This is a genomic window from Thermostichus sp. OS-CIW-26 (assembly GCF_054058395.1).
The window spans coordinates 1-22,854 of the sequence record NZ_JBSSAG010000026.1; the positions used below are offsets into that span (position 1 = coordinate 1).

Below are 22,854 nucleotides of genomic sequence, written 5' to 3' on the forward strand. Positions count from 1 at the left end.
CCGGTGTTTGCACATCCATCCCGACCCTGCGCAATCCTATCGCAGTGGTAAGTCGTTCAAGTGTGGGCACTGTGGATGGGAAGGAGATGCGGACTGGAATGGTGCAAACGTAATTGCGCTCTTGGGGGCTGCCGTAAACCAGCCTAGAGGTCCGGGCTTGTTTTGTTCTCTGGTAGAGCAGAGCAGGCCCAGGGCTACTGAAAGCCCGCTCCGTACCGCTTAGCGGTCGGAGCCGGGTAGTTTACAGTAGCTACAGAGGAATAGCTACAGAAGCCGATCCCGCATTCGTCCACAGAGGGTACCCCTACACCTGCAGCGGTTCCCTGGGACAAGCGGGCAGTTGCCAGCACATCTCCAGCCAGCTTTTTAGCTCCTCAGGTTGGCCCATGAGGCTCATTTCCACCAGCAGAATGGCGGCTCGGTCGGCGGCTCCTTTGGATCCCAGACGAATCAAGGCAGACAGGCTTTCTTCCCGCCAGCAGACGGATACCCCCTGCCGGATCAAGGCCCGGGCGGCAACGGGGATGCACGAGAGTGGCACTTGGATGTCCCGCCGCTCGTAATCGGGAATGGACAGCATGAACGGCAACCCAAATCTTTATTATGTCTTAATCTTCTTCCCTTTTCGCCTGTCCGTCACGGGTCTTTGCAAAGTATGAAGTGATCTTTTGTAAACTTTGTAGAGAACTCGACATCGTTGCGAATAGTGGGAGAGAAAGACAGGGATCCCTGTAGAAAACTTAAAAGATAGCGGCGATTTCTCGGCCTCATTTCCCCATAGCCGCGAAAATGATCACCGGCTCAGGAGATGGGGAGATGCGGGCAGAAGGTTGGGAGAGGCGGGTTGGTCGCTGGTTGCCCAAGGCCACCCTTGCCGGAGCCGTGTTGATCCTGGTGGCAATGGGCAGGCCGCTGCGGTTGGTGGGCAATGGAGAAAATATGGTGGTGTTCACCTGGAGAGGGGGGGTAAGGCCGGTGGCTTTGCAGCCTGGTCTCCATTGGGTGCCGCCTTTTGTCTCGCGCACGGTTACCTTCGATGTAAAAACGCAGGCCCTCACCTGGAAGGACAACGACCCGACTGCCTACGCGCCGCGGCTGGTGGCCCTTTCTCAGGATGGGCAGCAGATTGCGGCTGAGGCGACGCTGCAGTTTCGCATTGTGGACGCCCCCAAGGTCTATACGCAACTGGGGGAAAATTACCTGGATCGCATCGCCCCCATCGTCCGGTCGGTCATTCTGAATGAGACCAGCGGCTTTTCTGCCCAGGCTCTGTATTCTACCGAGCGTCCGCTGCTCCAGGGCCAAATCCGCGAACGGGTGGCTCTTCTGCTGAAGGAATACGGCATCGAGGTTTTGGATTTTCTGCTGCGGGATGTGGATTTCGATCCTGATTTCGTAGCGGCCATTGAGGCAAAAACCATTGCTGAAAATCAACTGGCGCAAAAGCAATTTGAGATCGAGCAGGCCCGCCAAGATGCCCGCACCATCATTTCTCAAGCTGAGGCGGAAGCCGGTCAATTGCGAGCCAAAGCACAGGCCCTCACTCAAAATCCGCAGTACTTAGAGGTGGTGAAAGCTGCGGTACTGGGATCCCGTCTGGAAACTTTGATCACCAAATAACTCAACAGGAAATCAATCCTTTTAGCCTGTCCCCAATTTCCTCAGCTCTTCTCACCGACCCTAAAACGGGAGCAGCCACCATGTATCCAACAGGAGAAGCACCCCAAAGCAGAGTGGGTTGGTTAACCGTAGGAGGGATCGCCGTCTTGGCGGCCCTGGGAGTGCTCCGCGCTTGCCTGTACGTCACTTTGCCCGGACATGCCACTGTAGTGTTCAATACCTTTTCCGGGTTGCAGAAGGGGCGGGTAGAATTGCCGGGGGTCATCTTCCGGATCCCAGGGATCGAAACGCCGATCACCTACACCGTGCTCACCCGCGTTTGGGAGTTTACCAACAACCCCGCTTCGGCCAATGCCATCAGCAACGCCATCACCGTGAACACCGCCGATGGGCAAGCCTTTGCCATCGATGTAGCCATTGCCCTCAAGCCCAACCTCGCCACTTTGGACGAGCTGCACGCCAACATCGGCGAGAACTATCTTTCCACGGTGGTGGTGCCGGTGGTGCGCTCCAAAATTCGGGATATCTCCGCCTCTTTCGATTCGGAAGACTTCTACCGGAAAAGCCAGCGGGCTGCCATCGAACAACGAGCGCTGGACTTGATTCGCCAAGAGATGCCTACTGTCAACCGCGATGGCCAAACCCTGCCTCTGGTGCAGGTGGAGGGCCTGTTTCTGGGCAACCCCGATTTCCCACAAGCCTTAAGAGACTCGATTGAACGCAAACAGGTGGCCTCGATTACAGCACAAACGGCGGCAGTGCGGGCGCAAATTCAGGAAAAAGAGACCGAGCGGCTGCTGATCTTGGCGGCGGCCAACCAGCGGGCCATTGAGCTGAAAGGACAAGCGGCAGCGCAGAACGCGCAACTGGCGGATCTGCTGTTCTACGAGAAGCTGCAAGAGCGCATCCAAAACCCGACGGGCTCGCTGCCCCCTTTGCGCATCATCCGCGTCGAGGGAGATGCCACCGTGTTTCTCAATGTGGATCCCCATCAGGCAGCCCTGCAAAGAGGGCAGTAGGTTCAGCAAAGTTGCGGAGTACAGACTTAAAAGTCTGAGTATAAAGTGTGTCCAGATGTGAAGGCGAAGGGATGTCATTCGAGTTCGTTGACATCCTACCGCCAGGAGTCTGGGCTGGGATCCCTCGTAGAGTTGCGCCGAATCCAACTCAGGGGGAAAGCTCGTACTCGATGCAAGGCTAGGTTTTACCGCCATGAACTCCCGCCTGACTCACACCCCCTTTCCCCGTCTAAACCCGAAGCTGGCGGAGGCGGATCATGTTTTGGTGGTGGACGATCAGGCCAGCAGCCGCCTCTACATCGGTGAGCTGTTGCGGTCGGCCCACTTCCGCGTGAGCGAGGCCACCAACGGCGAAGAGGCTTTGGAGGCTGTGGAGCGGCTTCGGCCAGACTTGGTGCTGTTGGATGTGCTGATGCCGAACATGAGCGGGTTCGATGTCTGCCGGCAACTGAAGGCCAATGAGCTGACCCGCCTGATCCCCGTTGTGCTGATCACTGCCCTGACCGACCGCTCCAATCGCCTGATGGGGATGCAGGTGGGGGCCGACGACATTTTGACCAAGCCCTTCGATCACGTGGAGCTGCTGGCGCGGGTACGCTCATCCATCCACCAAAAGCGCTTGAACGAAGACCTGGATCACGCCGCCAGGGTGTTGTTTGCCATTGCCCGCGCTGTGGAAAGTCGGGATCCCATCACGGGTGACCATTGCGAACGCTTGGTGGCCATGGGGGAACAGTTTGGCCGTTACTTGGGGCTGTCTCGTCAACAGATCAAGGCCCTGCGCTGGGGCGGCTACCTGCACGACATCGGCAAAGTCGGGATCCCGGATGCGATTTTGTGCAAGCAGGGCAAGCATACCCCGGAAGAATGGGAGATCATGAAGTCCCACGTCTTGATTGGCGAAGACATTTGTCGGGGCTTGCGCACCATGCAGGATGTGCTGCCGATCATCCGCCACCACCACGAGCGTTGGGATGGCAGCGGCTACCCAGATGGGCTGGCAGGCGAAGAGATCCCTCTGTTGGCCCGCGTCTTTCAGGTGATCGACATCTTCGACGCTCTGATCTCCCCTCGCCCCTACAAACCGGCCCTGACCGCCGAACAGGCCCTGGAAGTGCTGCGGGAGGAAACCCGCAAGGGCTGGCGGGATCCGAACTTGGTGCGCGAGTTTTGTGACTTTATGTTTGTTACGGCCTTTAATCTGCTGGAGGCGGGATAGGGGCTAGGGTTCCGGGCCAGGCTGGACAGGCAGCTTTTGGGGTTTGGGCGACGACAACTACTCCGGCCACCGGGATCCCGGCAGCGGCCAATACCTGCTGGGCGGCTTGAACGGTAGAGCCGGTGGTGTAGATGTCATCCACCAGCAACACCGGTGTGGCCGGAACTTGTTTCAGGGCAAAGGCCCCGGCCAAGTTGTGCTGTCGTTGCAGCGGGTTGAGCTCATGTTGAGCCGCTGTGGCCCGCACCCGCACCAGAGCCTCAGGCCAATGTCTCAGACCTGTCCGCTGGCAAAAGGCTTGGCTGATCAAGGCGGCTTGGTTGTAGCCCCGCTGCCGCAGCCGCTCTGCATGCAGAGGGATGGGCACCACCGTGTAGGCCCCAGGGGAGCCTAAAGAGGTGGACTGGCTTTCGACCCAACGGGATCCCAGCCATTCTCCCAAAACCGAGCCAATGCGCCGTTGTCCTTCGTACTTCAGGCAATAGATGGCCCTGCGCAGCGCCCCCCGGTGGATCCCCCAGGCGTAAAGTGGCCAAGGCGAGGTGGTGACTGGCCAAGTGGCAAGGCGCTCCGCCTGCAACCGCCTTTGACAGTCTTGACAGAACACGGCCTTGGCAGGGCGCCGGCAAAGCGGACATGGAGGCACAATCCACCAATCTAACCAGCCCATCGTCTGCTAGGGATCCTTTCTGGTGTGCAGAGTCTCCTAAAAAGCTGAGGCAAGGGGGGAACGAGGCCGAAATTCAGACTCGGCCAGGCTAACAGCCCAGCAGTCCATCCCCAAGTTGACGCTGGGATCCCGCCTTGCTAGGATTCAATATCGCCGGATAATTCAACCGGATAAAATTTAAGCCGTGACCTTCTCTGCCAGCCCATGCCCACCATTCAGCAACTGATCCGTGAGGAGCGCAGCGTTGCCGCTCGCAAAACCAAGTCCCCTGCCCTGAAGGCTTGTCCACAGCGGCGGGGGGTTTGCACCCGAGTGTACACGACAACGCCCAAAAAGCCCAACTCGGCCCTGAGAAAAGTGGCTCGCGTTCGCCTCACTTCCGGCTTTGAGGTCACTGCCTACATTCCTGGCATCGGCCACAACCTGCAGGAGCACTCTGTGGTCCTGATTCGCGGTGGGCGGGTTAAGGATTTGCCCGGCGTGCGTTACCACATTATCCGGGGCACCCTCGACGCTGCAGGGGTCAAAGACCGCAAACAAGGCCGCTCCAAATACGGGGCGAAACGGCCCAAGCCGGGCCAAGCTCCAGCCGCCGCTGGCAAGAAAAAATAGCTTTGCCCTCACCCTCAACCCTCCATATCCCACTCGTCATCTTTCTTTCTGCCATCCCCATCTGAACAAGCAACCCAGCTCCTATGTCTCGCCGCAACCGTGCCCCTCGTCGTGATGTGCCCCCGGATCCCAAGTATGGGAGCCGTCTGGTTACCATGCTGATCCGCAAGTTGATGATGAGGGGTAAGGCATCCCTGGCTGCCAGGATCCTCTATGAAGCTCTGGACATTGTGCGGGAGCGCACTGGCCAAGACCCACTGCCCTTGCTGGAAAATGCTGTTCGCAACGCCACCCCACTGGTGGAGGTGAAAGCCCGCCGGGTGGGCGGAGCCACTTATCAGGTGCCTGTGGAGGTGAGAGGAGAACGGGGCACTTCCCTAGCGCTGCGCTGGTTGGTGACCTTTTCGCGCACTCGTCCAGGTCGCACCATGGCCGCCAAGTTGGCCAATGAGCTGATCGATGCAGCCAACGAAACCGGCAGCGCCATTCGGCGGCGAGAAGAGGTGCATCGCATGGCCGAGGCCAACAAGGCCTTTGCCCACTACCGCTACTGAACTAGCCTGGCGGAGCAGTGGAGACTTTTGGGATCCCTGTTCTGCCCAGCCCGAGTTCCAGCGAGGTGGAGAAAAATCGGCAAAAAAGATTAGAATTGTAAAGGATTTTTTAGTTTGCCCAAGTCGCAGGGCGACGAGGATTGGGAGGTTGACGTGGCACGCACAGTTCCCCTAGAACGAGTCCGAAACATCGGCATCGCGGCTCACATCGATGCTGGCAAGACCACGACCACAGAGCGGATTCTCTTCTACTCCGGTCTGGTGCACAAAATTGGCGAAGTTCACGACGGAACTGCGGTCACCGATTGGATGGCCCAGGAGCGGGAGCGGGGCATCACCATCACCGCTGCGGCCATCACCACCCGTTGGACTAAGCGGGATCCCGCAAATCCTTCCCAGCCCCTCTCCGGCGCACCGGAGTACACCATCAACATCATCGATACTCCTGGGCACGTCGATTTCACCATTGAAGTTGAGCGCTCCATGCGGGTGCTGGATGGGGTGATCGCCGTCTTTGACTCGGTGGGCGGCGTGCAGCCTCAGTCTGAGACCGTCTGGCGGCAAGCCAATCGTTACAATGTGCCCCGCATTGCCTTCGTCAACAAAATGGATCGCATGGGGGCCAATTTCCTCAAGGTTTACAACCAGATCCGGGAGCGCCTCAAGGCCAATGCCGTGCCCATCCAACTGCCCATCGGTGCCGAAGACGGGTTTTGCGGCATTGTTGACTTGGTGCGGATGCAAGCCCGCATTTATATGGACGAGATCGGCAAAGACATTCGTCCGGCCCCCATCCCTGAGGAGATGAAAGATCTCGTGGCAGAGTATCGGGCCAAGCTGGTGGAAGCAGTGGCCGAGACGGACGAAGCTCTGATGGAAAAGTACTTCGCCGAAGAAGATCTGAGCGAAGCCGACTTGATGGCGGGTCTGCGCAAAGGCACGATCAGCGGCCAAATTGTGCCCATGCTGTGTGGCTCTGCCTTCAAGAACAAGGGAGTCCAGATGCTGCTGGATGCGGTGGTGGATTACCTGCCCTCGCCTGTGGATATTCCGGCCATCAAGGGGGTGCTGCCAGATGGCTCAGAAGTGTCCCGCCGTGCCAGCGACGATGAGCCCTTCTCCGCCCTGGCCTTCAAGTTGATGAGCGATAAGTACGGGGATCTCACCTTTATTCGCGTCTACTCGGGGGTGTTGACCAAAGGTACTTATGTGCTCAACTCCACCAAGAACAAGAAGGAGCGAATTTCGCGGTTGGTGGTGCTGAAGGCCGATGAACGCTTGGACGTGGATGAGCTGCGGGCAGGAGATCTGGGAGCTGTGGTGGGCCTCAAGGACACCACCACCGGAGATACCCTCTGCGACGAAAATGCGCCGGTGATCCTGGAGTCTCTGTTTATCCCAGAGCCGGTGATCTCAGTAGCGGTAGAACCCAAAACCAAAGCCGATATCGATAAGCTCTCCAAGGCCCTGCAGGCCCTGGCCAAGGAGGATCCCACCTTCCGCGTGTCTGTGGATCCCGAGACCAATCAAACCATCATCTCTGGGATGGGCGAGCTGCACCTGGAGATCTTGGTGGATCGGATGCTGCGGGAGTTCAACGTAGAAGCCAATGTTGGTAACCCACAGGTGGCCTACCGCGAAACCATTCGCAAGCCGGTTAGCCGCGTGGAAGGCAAGTTTGTTCGCCAGAGTGGTGGCCGCGGCCAGTACGGCCATGTGGTTATCGACCTAGAGCCGGCGGAGCCGGGTACAGGATTTGAGTTCGTTTCCAAGATTGTGGGTGGCGTTGTGCCCAAAGAATACATTGGGCCAGCCGAGCAAGGGATCCGAGAAGCCTGCGAATCCGGTGTGCTGGCGGGCTATCCCCTGATTGACATCCGCGCCACCCTGGTGGATGGCTCCTACCACGAGGTGGACTCCAGCGAAATGGCCTTCAAGATCGCCGGTTCGATGGCTCTGAAGGAGGCCGCTCGCAGGGCAAGCCCTACCCTGCTGGAGCCGATGATGAAGGTCGAGGTGGAAGTCCCTGAAGCCTTTGTGGGGGATGTCATCGGGGACATCAACGCCCGCCGCGGCCAGATGGAGGGGATGAATACAGAAGGCGGCATTACCAAAGTCAATGCCAAAGTTCCCTTGGCGGAGATGTTTGGCTATGCCACCGACATTCGCTCCAAGACCCAGGGTCGAGGCACCTTCACGATGGAGTTCAGCCACTACGAGGAAGTTCCTCGCAGTATCGCCGAAGCCATCATTGCCAAAAACAAAGGAAATGAGTAGCTGACTGAAACCAAAAAGGAAGTGATGATTCATGGCACGCGCTAAGTTTGAACGCACCAAACCCCATGTCAACGTTGGCACCATCGGCCATGTTGACCACGGCAAGACCACCCTGACGGCTGCCATCACCACCACCTTGGCTGCTTTGGGTCAGGCCACAGCCAAAAGGTACGATGAGATCGACGCAGCGCCAGAGGAAAAAGCTCGCGGCATTACCATCAACACCGCCCACGTCGAGTATCAGACTGCCAACCGTCACTACGCCCACGTGGATTGTCCCGGCCACGCCGACTACGTGAAGAACATGATCACGGGCGCGGCCCAGATGGATGGGGCCATCTTGGTGGTGTCTGCAGCTGATGGTCCCATGCCCCAAACACGGGAGCACATCCTGTTGGCCCGTCAGGTAGGGGTGCCCAGCTTGGTGGTCTTTCTGAACAAGGCAGACATGGTGGACGATCCAGAGCTGCTGGAGTTGGTGGAGCTGGAAGTGCGGGAGCTTCTCTCCAAATACGACTTCCCCGGCGACGACGTTCCCATCATCAGAGGATCGGCGCTGAAAGCCCTAGAAAGAATGACCGCCAACCCCAAAACCCAGCGGGGCGAAGATCCTTGGGTGGACAAAATTTATGAGCTGATGGATGCGGTGGACTCCTACATTCCCACGCCTGATCGGGATGTGGACAAGCCCTTCCTGATGGCTGTGGAGGATGTCTTCTCGATTACTGGTCGGGGCACGGTGGCCACGGGCCGGATCGAGCGGGGTCGCATCAAGGTGGGCGAAACGGTGGAACTGGTGGGCCTGCGAGAAACTCGCTCTACCACCGTTACCGGCCTGGAGATGTTCCAGAAAACCCTCGACGAAGGGATTGCCGGCGACAACGTTGGTGTGCTGTTGCGGGGCATTCAGAAGAACGAAGTGGAGCGCGGCATGGTGCTGGCCAAGCCCAAGACCATTACTCCTCACACCAGCTTCGAGTCTGAGGTGTATGTCCTCAAGAAAGAAGAAGGAGGTCGCCACACGCCGTTCTTCGCCGGCTATCGTCCCCAATTCTACGTGCGCACCACCGATGTAACCGGCACCATCTCTTCCTTTACGGCCGATGACGGATCCCAGCCAGAGATGGTGATGCCTGGTGACCGCGTTAAGATGACGGTGGAGCTGATCCAGCCCATCGCCATTGAGCAGGGGATGCGCTTTGCTATCCGCGAGGGTGGCCGTACTGTCGGAGCGGGTGTTGTCTCCAAGATCCTGAAGTAAGCTGCTTTTTCCTGGCAGGGATTGAGTGCCGACGGCCCCAGACCAACTCAGTTGCGATAGTGGCGCGGAGCACTTTCCCTGCCAGCTTTTTTGAGTCCCCCTTTTTCTGGATTGCTCTCCGGCCATGCCTACCTTGACTCAACAGAAAATTCGTATCCGCCTGAAGGCTTACGATCATCGGCTGCTGGATACTTCCTGCGACAAAATCGTGGATACGGCTCGTCGTACCGACGCCGTACCTGTCGGCCCGATTCCTTTGCCTACTCGGCGCCGCATCTACTGTGTGCTGCGTTCCCCCCACACCGACAAGGACTCGCGGGAACATTTTGAAACCCGCACCCACCGGCGCATTATCGACATCTATTCCCCCTCTTCCAAAACCATCGATGCTCTCATGAAGCTGGATCTGCCGGCAGGGGTAGATATCGAGGTGAAGCTGTGATGGATCTGCAGGGATCCCCCGCTTTCGCAGTCATTTCGTAGAGCTTGGATGAGGGCAGCAGCGGGTGACAACATCGGTTGATCCGGTCGATCGCGATAGTGGTGCAGACCCCTCTCAGGGGTTGGCAACTCCAGGAGCGGCCCAATCCCCCATCCCGGTTTTGGTGGTGGGGGCCTTGGGCAAAATGGGGCGAGAGGTGGTGCGAGCCGTTGCCCAGACGCCCGACATGAGGTTGGTGGGGGCGGTGGCCCGCTCTCAACTGGGCTCGGATATTGGCGAGGTGCTGGGCCTGGGATCCCTGGGGGTGGAGATTACCGACGACCTGCCGGGGCAGTTGCTGAGGTTGTCGCAGCGCAGCAGCCGCGGCGTAATGGTGGATTTTACCCATCCTCGGTCGGCCTTTGAACATGTTCGCTCGGCCATTGCCTTTGGCGTACGCCCGGTGGTGGGGACGACGGGCCTGACGCCGGAGCAGGTGGAGCGGCTGCGGGATCTGGCGGATAAGTCCGGTGTGGGCTGTTTAATCGCGCCCAATTTCGCCATCGGCATGATTTTGCTGCAGCAGATGGCCCTGCAGGCGGCGCAGTATTTTGACCACGTTGAGATCATCGAGCTGCACCACAACCGCAAAGCGGATGCCCCCAGCGGCACGGCTCTACAGACGGCACAACGGCTGGGACAATTGGGCAAAACCTTTAACCCGCCCGTTCGCGACAGCGGGACGGAGTCCTCAGTGGAAGAAAAAGAGCTGATCCCCGGTGCGCGGGGAGGGCTCTCTGGCCCCAACATTCCCATTCACAGCGTTCGTCTGCCGGGGTTGATCGCCCATCAGGAGGTCATTTTTGGTGGGATGGGGCAAACCCTCACCTTGAGACACGACACCACGGATCGGATAGCTTTTATGCCGGGGGTGATCCTGGGGATCCGCAAGGTGCTGCAGCTTCAAGGTTTGGTCTACGGGCTGGAGCAGGTCTTGAGCTAGCCGGTCAGGGGAGGGATCCCGGCCTCATCCAGGATGCGGGGGATGAGGTGCTCGGCTTTGACGGCCATCAGATGCACCCCGTGGCAGATCTGGCGGGCCTGCCGCACCTGTTCGGCGGCAATGCGGATCCCTTCTTCGAGGGGGTGGGCGGCGTTGGCCAGCCGCTGGATAATCTCGTCTGGGATCTTCACTCCTGGCAGGTTGCGGTTGATAAACTCGGCATTTTTGGCCGACTTGAGCAAAAAGATGCCAGCCAGGATGGGCTTGCCGGCGGGACGGCCCAACTTATCCATGAAGCGCTCCAGTTGCTCAAAGTCGGTGACCATCTGGCTTTGGAAAAATTGGGCTCCGTTTTCCAGCTTGCGGTGGAAGCGCCGCTCCAGGCCGGAAAAGCTGCCCGATTGGGGTTCTACCGCTGCCCCTGCCAACAGATGCGTGCCCCCATCCGGGAGAGGTTTGCCATTGCAATCGAGGCCATTGTTCAGCCGTTGGATAAGCTGCAGCAGGCGCACCGACTCCAGATCGAATACGGGGCGGGCATCGGGGCAATCGCCGATGTGGATGGGATCCCCGGTGAGGGCCAACACATTGCGCAGGCCGAGAGCTGAGGCCCCCAACAGATCCCCCTGGAGGGCCAGGCGGTTGCGATCCCGACAGGCCAACTGCAGGATCGGTTCAACGCCTGCCTGATGCAACAGCACCGAGGCCGCCAACGGGCTCATGCGGGCCATGGCTCGGTTGGAGTCCGTGATGTTGATGGCATGCACCCGCCCCTTGAGCTGCTGGGCCAAAGACAGCAGGGTGCTGGTGTCGGATCCCTTGGGGGGGGTAATCTCGGCGGTGAGCAGAAATTCCCCCCGCTGGATGGCCTGGGCGAAGCGGGACAGGGGAGGTGATGAGGGGATCAGGGCCACAATTCCTGAAGGAAAGGTAAAACGGCTGGCTTATTATCGACTTTTCCGGGAGGTTTTTCCAGACAGGTCGTCCTTTCTCAAGGCTTGGGCGAAGGAAGGGGGCTGGGCGGGGGCTGCACCCGCATTTCCCCCAGCCATATCTGGGGATCCCCCTGTTGCAGATGCTGCCGCCAATCTTGTGCGGCTGCAGGAGGGATCCCGTCCGGGCTTAAAGTCCAGCTCCAGCCGATCACCTGAGGCCAGCGCTGCGCCTCCAGACCTTCCAGCAGCGGTTGAGAGGCTTCCGAGCCCAGGGCTGGCCCGCGGATCACCACAGGCACTTCCGGGTTGAGGGCCTCAAGGCGGCGGTACAGCGGTTCAAAAGCGGCGGGATCCCCCGTTACCTGTAGGCTCAGCCAGTCCATCCCAGGGAAGTTAGCCCAGGCGGACACGGCCTCTGCATCTTCTCCGTCCAGCTCCACCACCCAGAGCAAATTGGCCGGGGACTCCGTCCCGCTAACGCGAACAGAGCGCAGGGTTTGCATCAGGTGTTGGTAAGCCCGTTGTTGCAGCGAGGACTCCGTCCCACCAAAGGGCTCCCCACCGCTACCGCGAGCGCGTTCGGGATCCCCGTCGCCAACAACGACGGCCAGGATGATGGGGGTGGCAAAGCGCTGGATCCCGCGGGCCCAAGAGCGCAAGGTCTCATCGTGATCCCCATTGGCCAAGGCAGAAAGTTGGGCCGGATCCAGCCGCAGGCGCAGGTAGGGGACTGAGCCGCTTTCCCGCAGGCGACTGGCCAACTGCTGTGGAAAGTCCTGGCGGGGATCCCAGAGGTGATCCACGGCTGCCCAGGCGGGGGGTTGACCGATGGCCTGGCGATAGGCGAGGAGTTGATCCCAAGTGGGAATGCCCGGCCAAGCGACCCCGTGATACAGCCGACCCGGAGGTGGCGGCAGCGGCCTACCCCGTTGAAAGGGGGCAGAGTCAGGTGGGATTGGCGAGGTGAGAACAACCTCCAGCCGCAGCGGCGGCAAGACCTCACCGGCAGGGGGATGCGGCAGGGAGAAAGGGAGGATCCAACTGCGCTCCTGGAACTGGCCTCGGATGATCTGCTGAGGGTGAAAGTCCTGGGGAGGTGGCAGCGGTTCCAGCGGGTCTTCCCCCCAGAAAGCCCGTTGGATTACCAAGCGCACCCCTGCGCCGGGGTGGATCAGAGGCGTGGTGGTATCCAGGTGAAAGCTACCCCTGAGGCGGGTGGACGTCTCGTTGGGCTCAACCCGGAAGGAGAAGGTGAGCTGGTCAGGGCGATAGGTGCCCAGAGCGCGGGAAGGGGGAGTGGGGGGCGGGGATCCCGGCAGGCTTTCGCAGTCGGTGCAGGGAAAAATGGCCTGCGGATGGAGAGAGACAGAAGCCTCGCGGGCGGATTGCAATTGCTGGGGGCTGATGACAAAGCTGGCCCAAAGATGCTTCAGACGGGGCTCCCGACCGGGCGAGATATCGGAGAAGGTTCGGCCCTCAGGAGTGGCCGTGCGGGTGCCGGCAGCCGTGCCGTCCAGAGGCACCGTGGAAACTGGGTCGCCAGCACAGCCCCCCAAAAAAACGACCGACAAGATCAGGGGCAGCGCCCAGCCGCAAGTGCTCCGCACCGCTACCGCGACCCAGGGGTCGAGTTTGCAGTTGGATGGCTGGATCATGATCTCACCTCAATACACCACTCCTGCCCGGCTACCGAAGGGAGTCGATGCCGCTCTCGTCTTGTGGACGGTGCGGTTCCCGACGGGGCACCAACGCAAACGGCCAGCAAGATCCCTTTCCCTCCGGTTGCTAGAGGGATCCTCGCCCAGAGGCACACCCTTTGAGATTGATCCCGATCACACCCGTTGCTGAACGGGAAAGGTCTCCGTCCTGCCCAGGCGAACTATCCCTGCGGCACGGTTGCGACTTCTGGGTAAATGGTCAGGATCCCTTCGTAGAGGATTTGGCCGGGCTGCACCTCCAGGCGGTCAATGCGCACGCCGGGATCCAACTGAATGGGGAAATCGGCCAGGCCGGGGATGGGGATCTCTTGGCCTTCGCTCACCCAGAGGGGATTGACCAGCCGCAACCGGTTGGGACCTTGGGCTTCTAGGCCGGTCAGCACCGTCACCGGCGCTTCCACCCCTTCGGGAGTGGTCAGGTTAGCCTGGATGCGCAGCCGACCCTGTTCCAGCGTGACCTGAGGCTGGCGGATAAGAAAAGGCACCACTTGGCCCCCAACGGGCAACTGCACCTGGGCCTGAGCCAGTTGGGCTTGGATGAGGGGAGCCTGGAGGGTGCGGTTCAGGTCTTCCTCGGTAAGGCGCAAGCTCACCTGCACCGGCACAGGGGCCAATAGCCGCAGTGGGCTCCGTCCCTGGATGGCTTCGCCCACATTGAGGCGAATATCCTGGCCCCGCAGCCGCAGATGGCTGACCTGAAAGCCTTGATAGCTGAGGTTGTCTCCCGACACCTGGGCTTGAGGGATCTGCCCATTCAAAATCTGGGCGTCAGAGCCGACAATTTGCACTTGCAGGTTATCGACCCTCTGCACCTCAGAACGGATCCAAGCGGCCACCAAGGGGCTGAGAAGGGATCCGGCAATCTGGGCAAATCCGGGGGGCCAAGGCCAAAACATGGTGGGTAGGCTGAGCAGCAGAGCAAACCCCAGCCGCTGCCCTGCTTGCGAGAGCCGTTGACGGCGACAGGTTGCCGATTGGGCTTCGAGAGGAGACGGATCTGGAGCAGGCCGATGGCAAGACGTGAGCAGCACTGGATACCTCAGGAGCAACAACAAGCGATGGTTTCCACCCAACTACGACCAGACTAGGGCAGGACTTCTCCGCCGAACAGAGGGATCCCCCGCACACTTGGAGAGGCTATCCATCCGTCAACTGCCACCAGAGATACCCCAGCCGCAGATAGTGAAGCCGTAGCCAGGGCAAAGGGAAAGCGCGGGGCGGCTGGCGAAACAGAGCGCTCATCTGGGAAGGGATCCCGGCAATCTCCTGGGCCAGCATTTTGCCCGCCCACACCGCCGTGGCTACACCGCTGCCGTGATAGGCCAAGCCGTACCATAGGCTGGGATCCGCCGGCGAAGGGCCGATGTGGGGGTGAAACTGCCGAGAAAGGCAGACCAGTCCATTCCAGGCGTACTCGATCTCCACCCCTTCCCAAGCAGGGAAAAGACGATAGAGCTGTCGGGTCATCCAAGTGCGCAACTGCTGTCGCTCCGTCGGGGTATCGCGGGTGCCGCCCCGCCCCCCAAACAGCAGGCGCCCATCCGGCAGCAGACGGTAATAGAACAGCAGCCGCCGCATGTCGTAGAGCGGCGTCGGATCCCACCACCCCTGCGCTTTCTGCTCCTGAGGCGTCAGAGGTCGGGTGACCAGGATGTTGGACAGTGCCGGCAACAGGGATCCCGCCAGTTGGGGATACAGGGCCTCTGGGGTGTAGCCATTGGTGGCAATGACCAAGTGCCGAGCGCGCACCGTTCCTCCCGGCGTGTGACAGATGTGTTGGGATCCCACCTTTTCCCAGGCCGTGACCGGACTGCCGCTGTACAGCTTCGCCCCCCACCGGTGGGCCGCTTGGGCCAGTCCTTGGGTGAGCTTGAGGGGGTTGAGGCCAAACCCCACCCCGATGTGCAAAGCACCGTGGTTCTCTTGGCTGTTGAAGCCGCGTTCCCGCAGCTCTTTGGGGTTGAGGAGCTGGGCCGGGTAGCCCGCCACCTGAGTATAGATCAGGTACTCGGCCTCCAATTCCGACCACGCCTGGGGACGATGGGCCACTGCGTAGCAGCCCTGTCCCTGGGCCTCTAGGGAGAAGCCCTCGCTGGCCGCCAGCTCCCGAACGGTTTCCACCGCCTGCCATTGATCCCGATAGTAGCGCTCCGTCTCCGCCAGCCCCACCCGCCGCACCATCTGGGTGTGGGTAAGGTGGCTCGACCCCACCCCGCAAAAGCCACCGTTGCGTCCCGAGGCCCCCCAACCCAGGGATCCCGCCTCCAGCAGGCAGGCAGAAATGCCATGGTCGCGGGCCAGGTGCAGAGCCGTCGATAGCCCCGTCAATCCTCCCCCCACAATGACCACCTCCGCGCCCACCTGCTCCTGCAAAGGTGCCGGATGCCGCCAGCCGGGATCTGCTATCGTGCTGTCCCAGTAGCTGCCGACCGGGCAGGCAGGATCGTAGGTGCTGGCAGGATAAAGGCCCTTTCTCATACGAGCAATGGGAAGAACATCTTGCTGGGCAACGCCGAAGTGCTCGGTACCGCTGAGGCGACCGGTCGCAGGACAAGTGCTGAAGGGGATCCCCTCACTCCTGGGCAACGCTGTCGCAACCGGCAGCAGCGGCCTCCATATCGGCAGGGGTATTGCAGTCCAGGAAGATCTCGGGAGTGTAGAGCTCCACCTCCTGTACCCGCCTGCCCAGATCCTGCAACAACCGGCGCAGGCCCAGGGTTTCTTCTCGGAGATCCAACAGCTTTTCCCGCAAGCGCCTGTCGATCAGGGTAGGGTGCCCCCGTCGCCCTCGATGCACCGGCACAGTAACCCAAGCGCGATGGCGCAGATGGTACTCCAGCAAGCTGTGGTAGATCCACGCCGGGCGGGGCTGATCCACCGCCGAAATGGCCAGCACCTGAAAATCGGCAGGGATCCCTTCCACCCCTACCCGAATGGAGTGGGTCTTGCCCAGCTCAGGAGCCGGATTGACCAGCACCTCTGCCCCTGCCAAGTGGGGTTGGGCTGCCGCCAAATGCTGGGATCCCAGCACCACCCAGGGTTGAAACCCCGCCTGTCGCCACTGAAAAATCTGGTAAGAGAGCAGGGTTTGCCCGTCTTTCCAGGGCAGAAAGGCTTTCGGCTCTCCCATCCGCGTGGAAAACCCAGCCGCCAAGATCAGCGCATGCAGCTTCGGCTCATTTGCCAAGGAGCTTCACCAGCAGAATGCCAAACAAATATAGAAACGTCACAGCCCCGGCCAAAAGGCTCTGGGTGAGGGGATCCGTCGAAGGGGTGAGAATGGCCCCCGCCACCACCGCGCCCAGAACCACGTAGCGCCAGCCCTTGAACATCTGCTCGGCAGTCACCAGACCCAATCCTCCCAGCAGCGCCTGCAAAATCGGCACCTGAAAGGCCAGGCCGGTGCTGAACAGCAGCAGCAGCACAAACTCAAAGTAGCGGTCGATGGACCAAGCCTGATCCACCACCCCTTCGCCGTAGCGGATGAAAAAGTTAAGCGCCGCCGGAATGAGGAGATAGTAGGCAAAGACCAAGCCGGCCACAAAGAGAAGGCTGGATCCCAGCACCACCGGCCCCAGCAGCTTGCGCTCCTTCACGCTCAGCCCCGGCAAGACGAAGCGGGCAATTTGGTAGAGCAAAAAGGGCGTGGCCAGCAATAACCCCGAGTAGGCCGCCACCTTCACAGAAACGAAAAAATACTCCCCCGGCGCCAGTTGCAAAAAGGTAACCCCCCGAGCGGGCACCTCCAGCAGGGCGACAATGCGATTCACCACGGCAAAGCAGGCGATGATGCAGATCGCCACCGCGATCACGCTGGCCAACAGGCGGCTGCGCAGCTCTTCCAAGTGCTCCATCAAGGTCATCTCGACCTCGTAGGGAAACTCCGGATCCCGCACCCGACCAGACTCAGGGGCCGCCGCGGCTTGCTCCGGGGACTCGGTCTCAGAGGCAAGGGTCATGGGCCAAGGTGTAACGAGACGTTCCCCGCTATCTTAGCGCTGCCCCCTCTCCAGGGAAAAGCACTTGTCGAGCCGCTATAGGGGGATGTAGCCCTGGCCTGTTAAGGGGATCTTGGGGCCTGAGCAGAGGGGACGGGGAGTGGCTGCAATTTCTAGCGCTTGCCCAAGCCCAGCGCCTTTTCCACCTGCTGGGCGGCGTAAGCCATGGCAAAGCAGCAGATAAAGTAGATCAGGCCGATAAAAAACAGCACTTCCCGCTGGGTGCCCAGCCAGTTGGGGTTGGTGAACACCACGCGCCCCGCCTGCAGCAGGTCGATGAGGCCGACAATGAACACCAGCGACGTGTCTTTGAAGAGAGTGAGGAACTCGTTCACCAGCGCCGGAACGGCTGCCCGCAGTGCCTGGGGCAAAATCACCAGAGCCGTCACTTGAAAGGGGTTCAAGCCCAGCGCCCGTGCCGCCTCCAGCTGGCCCAGCGGGATCGACTGCAGGCCGCCCCGCACGTCCTCGGCCACGTACACGGCTGTAAACAAGATGAAGGCCACCTCCGCCCTGATGATCAGGTTGACGCTGATCCCCCCCAGAAAGAAGGGCACCAACAGCCAGGCGGCAAACAGAATGGTGGTCAGAGGCACCCCCCGCACCAGCTCGATCACCAGCGTGCAGAAGATCCGGATTACCGGCAACGCCCGATTGGCCCGGCCCAACGCCAGCAACACCCCAATGGGGAAGCCGATGATCATGGCGGCTGCCGCCAAGATCAAGGTCAGCAGCAGTCCAGACAGTTGCTCGGTTCGCACTGCCGGCCAATTGGGGCCCAGGTTGCCCAGCAGCAGCTGCAGACAGAGGGGCAAGATCAGGGCCCAAACCCAGATGGAAGCCAGCCGCCAGGATTCCCGTCCCCGACTGAGGGCAATAGCGGCAAAAGTGACGCCAGAGCAAACCGCCAGCCACCCCTGCGACTGGGTTCCCAAAGGCAGGAAAGCGGCCAAGCCCATAGCAGCTCCCAAGAGAATGAGGTAGTGCAGCAGCACACCGCCCCAAGCCCCCCCCGCTACCCCCAAGGTGGCCAGCACAATTCCCAACACCGCCCACACCCGCCACAGTTGGCTGCTGGGGTAGGTGCCGCTGGCAAAGATTTTCAGGTTGGCCGGGATCACCTCCCAGCGGGCTTGGGTGAACGCCCAGTTCCAGAACAGGGAAATTGCCCAGGCCAACACCAAGGCAGAGACCAAGGTGAGCAAGGTGCTCAGCCAGGAGTCGAACAGGTTGCGGCGCACCCAAGCCAGAGGACTTTGTTTCTCCCTGGGGGGGAGTACCTTTTCTTCTACAAGGGGAGAGGAGAGACTGCTGGGCATGGGTTAGCGCTCCACCAATTTGACGCGGGCATTGAGCCAGTTCATGCCGTAGGAAACCACCAGGTTAAAGGTCAGGTAGGTGGCCATGAGGATGGCGAACATCTCCACCGAACGTCCCGACTGGTTGATGATGGTGCTGCTGATGTTGAACAGATCGGAGAAGCCAACGGCAATGGCCAAGCTGGAGTTTTTAATCAAGGTGAGATACTGAGTGTTCAAGGAGGGGATCATGATCCGCAGGGCCTGGGGCACAATCACCAAGCGAAAGGTTTCCAGCTCCGACAGGCCGACGGCCCGGGCCGCCTCCCACTGCCCCCGCGGCACCGCCAAAAAGGATCCCCGCACCACTTCGGCAATGTAGCAGCCGGTGTAGGTCACCAAGCCCAGCATCATGGCGGTAAACTCCGCCGAAAGCTGGATCCCACCCCGGAAGTTAAAGCGCTCCAGTACCGGGACATCCAGCCGCACCGGCGGCTCTGGGAAGAGCACCCAGCAGGCCACCGCCAGCAGTGCCACCCCCGCAGCCACCCACAGGTTCCGCTGCCGGGATCCCAGCTCGGGTCGGCAGACTAGGAGCAGCTTGCGGATCCCCCACCCAGCCGCGATTACAATGGCCAGCGCGGGAACCAGCCAGCCGCTGGGATCCAACCCGGGCAGCTTCACTCCCCGCTGGTTGATAAAGACAAGCCCGCCGATGGAGAGACTGTTGCGCACCCCTGGCAGAGTGAGGATCACCCCCTGGTACCAGAAGATCACGATCAGCAGCACCGGGACATTGCGAAAGATCTCGGTAACAACGGTGGCCAGCTGGCGGGCCAGCCAGTTGCTGGAGAGGCGGGCGATCCCCAAGACAAAGCCCATCGCCGTCGCCAACACAATGCTGACTGCCGACAGCCAGAGGGTGTTCACCGCTCCCACCGCCAGAGCCTTCAGGTAGCTCTCGGAGGGGTCGTAGGGGATCAGCCCCTCGGTGATCCCAAAGTTGGCGGAGTTGCCCAGAAAGCGAAAGCCCAAACTGATGCCCAGGCGGCGCAGGCTGGCGAGGAGGTTCTGAGCAAGGATCCCGAACACCAGCAGCACGGCCACGACAAAGGCCACCTGCAGCAAGAGCTTCAGGATACGCTCATCCCGCCACCAGGGGGGGCGAAGGTGGGGCTGGTCAGACAGTGCAGTCATGGGGCGCAGGCAACAATCCAAAGTATGACAGGAAACAAGGGATCCCTGGCCGGTACTGACCAACCGGGATCCCTAGGCCCGGATTCCGAATCAGCCGATCAGCGGAAAGGCGGCGCGTACTGGATCCCGCCTTTGGTGTAGGGCTGGTTCAAGCCCCGCGGCACGCCCAAGGGGGTCAGGTGGCGGTCGAAGATCTCGCCGTAGTTGCCCACCGCCTTGATGACATTGACCACCCAATCCGGCTTCAGGCCCAGCAGCTCTCCCAGGTTGCCCTCCTGGCCCAAGAAACGACGGATATCGGGATCCTCCGACTTGAGAAACTCCTCCACATTGGCGCTGGTGATCCCCTTTTCTTCTGCATAGAAGAGGGCGTAGACCGTCCAGTTCATAATGTCGGAGAAACTCTCATCTCCGTGGGGAACCAGCGGCCCCAAGGGCTCTTTGGAAATGATCTCCGGCAAGATCACGTGGTCATCAGGAGAAGCCAAGCTGGCCCGGCGGGAGATGAGGGCGCTTTGGTCGCTGGTGATGGCATCGCAACGGCCCTCTTCGTAGGCGTTGAAAGAGGAATCATCGCCGTCGAAGGTTACTGGCGTAAAGGCAATGCCACGGGCGCGGAAGGTATCCGCCAAGTTCAGCTCGGTGGTGGTGCCGGCAATCACACAGATGGTGGCCCCGTTCAGGTCTTCCAGCTTTTCCACCCCCAGCGACTTCCGCACCATAAATCCTTGGCCGTCGTAGTAGGTGGTGGGGCCGAAGGTCACCGCCCACTCGCGATCCCGAGTGAGGGTCCAGGTGGTGTTGCGGCTGATCATATCGACCTCGCCCGACTGAATCGCAGACTGGCGATTGGCCGCCGTCAGGTAGACGTATCGAACCTTGTCCGGATCTCCAAAGAGAGCGGCAGCTACCGCCCGGCAGATGTCGATATCAAAACCCACATACTTGCCTTGGTCATCCAGGTTGCCGAATCCGGGCAGTTGGTTGTTTACCCCACAGATCAACTCGCCCCGAGCCTTGATGCGGTCGGTGAGCGGCCCCAGCTGCGCCCAAGCGGGAAGGGACTGCAGGCCCATAGACAACGCCAGTGCCCCGGCCAAGGGAGCCAATCCGTTCAAATGCTTTATCCAGTTCATAAAATTACCCCATGTCAATCCTCAAGATCTTCGTCGTCAACAGTCGTTCATACACGGCACTTCAACCGAGATACCGTGCCATCGGGTTACACTCCTGCCACACCCCACACCCCATAGAATGGTTTGCCATAGGCGCCTACGATTTTCTCAAAGCCTTACATGTCAGGGCGTATGGAAATGTTGCAGAGGCTACGGTTGTGGCTCGGCCAGTTCTGCCATGGTACCCATGCCTGCTTTGGTGAAACTTAGGGAGTCACCCACCCATGCAAGGATCCCCGCACATAAGGTCTTCACTCTCTCCGCAAAGTGCAGCCAGCGCTGACATTATCCAATGCGAAGATGTTCACAAATGGTACGGCGATTTCCACGTCCTCAAGGGCATTACCACCCGCATCCGCCGCGGAGAGGTGGTGGTGGTCTGTGGGCCTTCAGGTTCGGGCAAGTCAACGTTTATTCGCACGTTGAACCGCTTAGAAGAACACCAGAGAGGGCGCATTGTGGTAGATGGCATTGAGCTAACCAGCGACCTGCGCAACATCGATGCCATTCGCCGCGAGGTGGGCATGGTTTTTCAACAGTTCAACCTGTTTCCCCATCTCACGGTTTTGCAAAATGTAACCCTTGGCCCAATCCACGTGAAAAAGATGAAAAAAAGTGAGGCGATAGAGCGGGCTATGGAACTGCTAAGCCGCGTGGGGATCGCCGAGCAAGCAGAAAAATACCCGGGGCAACTTTCGGGGGGGCAGCAGCAGCGGGTGGCGATTGCCCGCGCCTTGGCCATGAATCCGGCGGTGATGCTCTTCGATGAGCCCACCTCGGCCTTGGATCCAGAGATGATCAAGGAGGTGCTGGACGTGATGCGGGAGTTGGCCCGCTCGGGGATGACCATGGTGTGTGTAACCCACGAGATGGGCTTTGCCCGCGAGGTGGCGGATCGGATTATCTTCTTCGACCGCGGCAAGATCGTGGAGGAAAACACCCCCCAAGAGTTTTTCAGCAATCCGAAAGAAGAGCGCTCCCGCCTGTTTTTATCCCAGATCCTTTCCCACTAGCGAGTCCTTCAGAAGGGGGTGAGGCGTGCCAGAAAAGCCCCCTCCGGCTCTTGATAGACAATCTGCCCCTGCCAGCCGTTGGCGTGGGCACACTGCAGCAGGGTTTCCGGATCTACAAATAGCCAGGGAAAGGGATCCCCCCGCTGGCCGTTGTACTCGGCTACAAAGTTCACTACCTTGGCTTTTGCCTCGCTCCCTTCCTGCCAATCTTCTGAGCCACCTGCTTCGAGGTGGGCAGGAGCGGCCAGCTTGCCAGAGGGATCTTCCAAGTTTTCTAAACGCCCTCCCTCTTCTGCCGGCAGATTCCGCAGATCTGCGAGGTCGCTGGCATCGCTCAAATCGGTGGAATCCAGGAGCAACTGGCCAGTGGGCTGAACCCAGTGGCGAGCCAGGCGCAAAAAACGCTCCAAGCCCGACAGGGATCCCGCCAAGCCGACGCCGTTCATCAGCAGGAGTAGGGTATCGAAGGGCTCTCCTGGCCCCGCCCAGTGGAAAAGATCGGCGGCAATGCGGCAGCGCACCCCCCGCTCTGCCATAATCTGCAAAGCCACAGGGGAGCGATCCAAAGCGGCCACGGCCAATCCTTCTTCCTGCAGCAGCAGGCTGTGGCGGCCCGTGCCGGCGCCGATGTCCAGCACCCGACCGCGGCATAGATCCAAAGCCATGGCCTCCACCTCCGGCAGCTCCTGGGTGAAGAACACCTCTGGGGAGACCACCTGGGGCTCTTCCGCCAACGGGATCCCCTCCAGGCCGTAGGCATGCAAGAGCAGGGATCCCTTGGCCTGGCCTCGGTGCCAGTCCCATAGGGCTTGCTCTAAGGGATCCTGAAGTGGGTAATTCTCGACAGCCTTTATCATGGAAGGG

At 60.3% G+C, this 22,854-nt stretch carries 22 protein-coding genes and 1 pseudogene; 11 read left to right on the plus strand and 12 right to left on the minus strand.

All coding sequences use genetic code 11. From position 1 onward, the window contains the following. A pseudogene (locus ACVW0C_RS10350) lies at window positions 1–223 on the plus strand (RNA-guided endonuclease TnpB family protein); the annotation flags it as partial. Window positions 224–304: 81 nt separating this feature from the next. On the opposite strand, the gene ACVW0C_RS10355 reads toward ACVW0C_RS10350, so the two are convergent. Next, window positions 305–580, minus strand: a complete 276-nt coding sequence (locus ACVW0C_RS10355; RefSeq protein WP_238376900.1) for a hypothetical protein — start codon at window positions 578–580, stop codon at window positions 305–307. 236 nt (window positions 581–816) lie between these two features. Between ACVW0C_RS10355 and ACVW0C_RS10360 the strand changes: the two genes are divergently transcribed. From ACVW0C_RS10360 to ACVW0C_RS10370, 3 genes are all read left to right on the plus strand, one after another. After that, window positions 817–1,620, plus strand: a complete 804-nt coding sequence (locus ACVW0C_RS10360) for a prohibitin family protein (protein WP_457385301.1) — start codon at window positions 817–819, stop codon at window positions 1,618–1,620. Between the two features lie 80 nt (window positions 1,621–1,700). Then, window positions 1,701–2,639, plus strand: coding sequence for a prohibitin family protein (locus ACVW0C_RS10365; RefSeq protein ID WP_457385303.1), 939 nt, complete (start codon window positions 1,701–1,703; stop codon window positions 2,637–2,639). Window positions 2,640–2,832: 193 nt separating this feature from the next. Continuing rightward, window positions 2,833–3,858 (plus strand): HD-GYP domain-containing protein, encoded by a 1,026-nt coding sequence (locus ACVW0C_RS10370; protein WP_457385306.1) that lies wholly within the window; start codon window positions 2,833–2,835, stop codon window positions 3,856–3,858. On the opposite strand, the gene ACVW0C_RS10375 is transcribed toward ACVW0C_RS10370, so the two are convergent. Further along, window positions 3,836–4,528: a ComF family protein gene (locus tag ACVW0C_RS10375; protein WP_414328728.1), complete on the minus strand. Its 693-nt coding sequence runs from the start codon at window positions 4,526–4,528 to the stop codon at window positions 3,836–3,838. The two genes, ACVW0C_RS10370 and ACVW0C_RS10375, sit on opposite strands and share 23 nt — an antisense overlap. Before the next feature lie 204 nt (window positions 4,529–4,732). Here ACVW0C_RS10375 and rpsL point away from each other — a divergent pair, with 204 nt between their 5' ends. From rpsL to dapB, 6 genes are all read left to right on the plus strand, one after another. Beyond that, entirely contained in the window at window positions 4,733–5,140 is a 408-nt protein-coding gene (rpsL, locus tag ACVW0C_RS10380; protein WP_414349901.1) for a 30S ribosomal protein S12, read from the plus strand. A gap of 83 nt (window positions 5,141–5,223) precedes the next feature. Beyond that, window positions 5,224–5,694: a 30S ribosomal protein S7 gene (gene rpsG, locus ACVW0C_RS10385; protein ID WP_011432554.1), complete on the plus strand. Its 471-nt coding sequence runs from the start codon at window positions 5,224–5,226 to the stop codon at window positions 5,692–5,694. A 153-nt stretch (window positions 5,695–5,847) separates the two neighbouring features. After that, window positions 5,848–7,971, plus strand: a complete 2,124-nt coding sequence (fusA, locus tag ACVW0C_RS10390; protein WP_011432555.1) for an elongation factor G — start codon at window positions 5,848–5,850, stop codon at window positions 7,969–7,971. Between the two features lie 31 nt (window positions 7,972–8,002). Continuing rightward, window positions 8,003–9,232, plus strand: coding sequence for an elongation factor Tu (gene tuf / locus ACVW0C_RS10395; protein WP_457385308.1), 1,230 nt, complete (start codon window positions 8,003–8,005; stop codon window positions 9,230–9,232). Window positions 9,233–9,356: 124 nt separating this feature from the next. Continuing rightward, entirely contained in the window at window positions 9,357–9,674 is a 318-nt protein-coding gene (gene rpsJ, locus ACVW0C_RS10400) for a 30S ribosomal protein S10 (protein ID WP_414328725.1), read from the plus strand. 121 nt (window positions 9,675–9,795) lie between these two features. Next, window positions 9,796–10,656, plus strand: coding sequence for a 4-hydroxy-tetrahydrodipicolinate reductase (gene dapB, locus ACVW0C_RS10405; protein WP_414408347.1), 861 nt, complete (start codon window positions 9,796–9,798; stop codon window positions 10,654–10,656). Here the strand turns inward: dapB and ACVW0C_RS10410 are convergent. From ACVW0C_RS10410 to ACVW0C_RS10450, 9 genes are all read right to left on the minus strand, one after another. Further along, the gene (locus ACVW0C_RS10410; RefSeq protein ID WP_011432559.1) at window positions 10,653–11,570 is read right to left on the minus strand and encodes a methylenetetrahydrofolate reductase; all 918 of its coding nucleotides are present in this window, start codon (window positions 11,568–11,570) and stop codon (window positions 10,653–10,655) included. The genes dapB and ACVW0C_RS10410 overlap by 4 nt on opposite strands. A 77-nt stretch (window positions 11,571–11,647) precedes the next feature. Beyond that, entirely contained in the window at window positions 11,648–13,246 is a 1,599-nt protein-coding gene (locus ACVW0C_RS10415; protein ID WP_457385310.1) for a hypothetical protein, read from the minus strand. Between the two features lie 224 nt (window positions 13,247–13,470). Beyond that, window positions 13,471–14,361 (minus strand): LmeA family phospholipid-binding protein, encoded by an 891-nt coding sequence (locus ACVW0C_RS10420; protein WP_457385312.1) that lies wholly within the window; start codon window positions 14,359–14,361, stop codon window positions 13,471–13,473. An 85-nt stretch (window positions 14,362–14,446) separates the two neighbouring features. After that, window positions 14,447–15,895 (minus strand): NAD(P)/FAD-dependent oxidoreductase, encoded by a 1,449-nt coding sequence (locus ACVW0C_RS10425; protein WP_457385313.1) that lies wholly within the window; start codon window positions 15,893–15,895, stop codon window positions 14,447–14,449. Next, on the minus strand, window positions 15,882–16,496 hold the full coding sequence (locus tag ACVW0C_RS10430; protein ID WP_414349906.1) for a nucleotidyltransferase family protein: 615 nt from the start codon (window positions 16,494–16,496) through the stop codon (window positions 15,882–15,884). Before ACVW0C_RS10430 ends, ACVW0C_RS10425 begins: the two co-directional genes overlap by 14 nt. Then, on the minus strand, window positions 16,486–17,268 hold the full coding sequence (tatC, locus tag ACVW0C_RS10435) for a twin-arginine translocase subunit TatC (RefSeq protein ID WP_457385315.1): 783 nt from the start codon (window positions 17,266–17,268) through the stop codon (window positions 16,486–16,488). The genes ACVW0C_RS10430 and tatC overlap by 11 nt, the downstream gene beginning before the upstream one ends. Window positions 17,269–17,420: 152 nt before the next feature. After that, window positions 17,421–18,626, minus strand: a complete 1,206-nt coding sequence (locus ACVW0C_RS10440; protein WP_457385317.1) for an amino acid ABC transporter permease — start codon at window positions 18,624–18,626, stop codon at window positions 17,421–17,423. 3 nt (window positions 18,627–18,629) lie between these two features. Next, entirely contained in the window at window positions 18,630–19,802 is a 1,173-nt protein-coding gene (locus ACVW0C_RS10445; RefSeq protein WP_457385318.1) for an amino acid ABC transporter permease, read from the minus strand. A 98-nt stretch (window positions 19,803–19,900) separates the two neighbouring features. After that, window positions 19,901–20,938, minus strand: coding sequence for an amino acid ABC transporter substrate-binding protein (locus ACVW0C_RS10450; RefSeq protein ID WP_457385320.1), 1,038 nt, complete (start codon window positions 20,936–20,938; stop codon window positions 19,901–19,903). Between the two features lie 263 nt (window positions 20,939–21,201). Between ACVW0C_RS10450 and ACVW0C_RS10455 the strand changes: the two genes are divergently transcribed. Beyond that, a complete protein-coding gene (locus ACVW0C_RS10455; RefSeq protein ID WP_011432567.1) occupies window positions 21,202–21,990 on the plus strand; it encodes an amino acid ABC transporter ATP-binding protein in 789 nt (262 codons plus the stop codon). An 8-nt stretch (window positions 21,991–21,998) separates the two neighbouring features. Here ACVW0C_RS10455 and ACVW0C_RS10460 read toward each other — a convergent pair whose 3' ends face one another. Continuing rightward, the gene (locus ACVW0C_RS10460) at window positions 21,999–22,847 is read right to left on the minus strand and encodes a class I SAM-dependent methyltransferase (protein WP_414349911.1); all 849 of its coding nucleotides are present in this window, start codon (window positions 22,845–22,847) and stop codon (window positions 21,999–22,001) included. Window positions 22,848–22,854 lie beyond the last annotated feature (7 nt).